General features: G+C 68.1%; 1 pseudogene. It reads left to right on the forward strand.

Annotated elements, in window-relative coordinates:
• Positions 1-467 (forward strand): annotated as a pseudogene (locus RB628_RS41415) (hypothetical protein); the annotation flags it as partial.

Here is a 467-nt window from a genome sequence, read left to right on the forward strand (position 1 = left end):
GATGCTCCGCGCCGCCCGGTACAGCGTCGACCTGGACCCCGACCTCGACACCAGCAGGTTGCCCACCCCAGCCAACCCTCTCGGGCTCTACACCGCCGGAGCCGAAGTCCTGCAGCTGACCGACCAGATCAGGGCCGCCGAGAACGGTGCTGGCCTTGCGCAGGCAGTCGGTCACCTCCTTCATCCCGAGCACGGCGTCCTGGAACGCGTCCGGGAAGCACTGGAGACTGCAGGCGAGCAGATCACCGACCTCGACGACGAGGCGTACGCGCTCGCCGACCGGTTCGGCTTCGCTGCGGAGTTCGTCAGCGCAGCGCAATCAGAACTCACCGAAGCGGGACACGAATTGCACCGTGTCGGGGACTCACAGCAGGACAACGCCGAGGCGCAGACGCAGCCCTCCGTGCTGCCTGACTCCCGAAGCGCGGCTCTCGCAACGTCGCCCGCAGCGGACAAGGCCAAGGCGT

The organism is Streptomyces sp. ADMS (assembly GCF_033441795.1).
Taxonomy (GTDB): domain Bacteria; phylum Actinomycetota; class Actinomycetes; order Streptomycetales; family Streptomycetaceae; genus Streptomyces.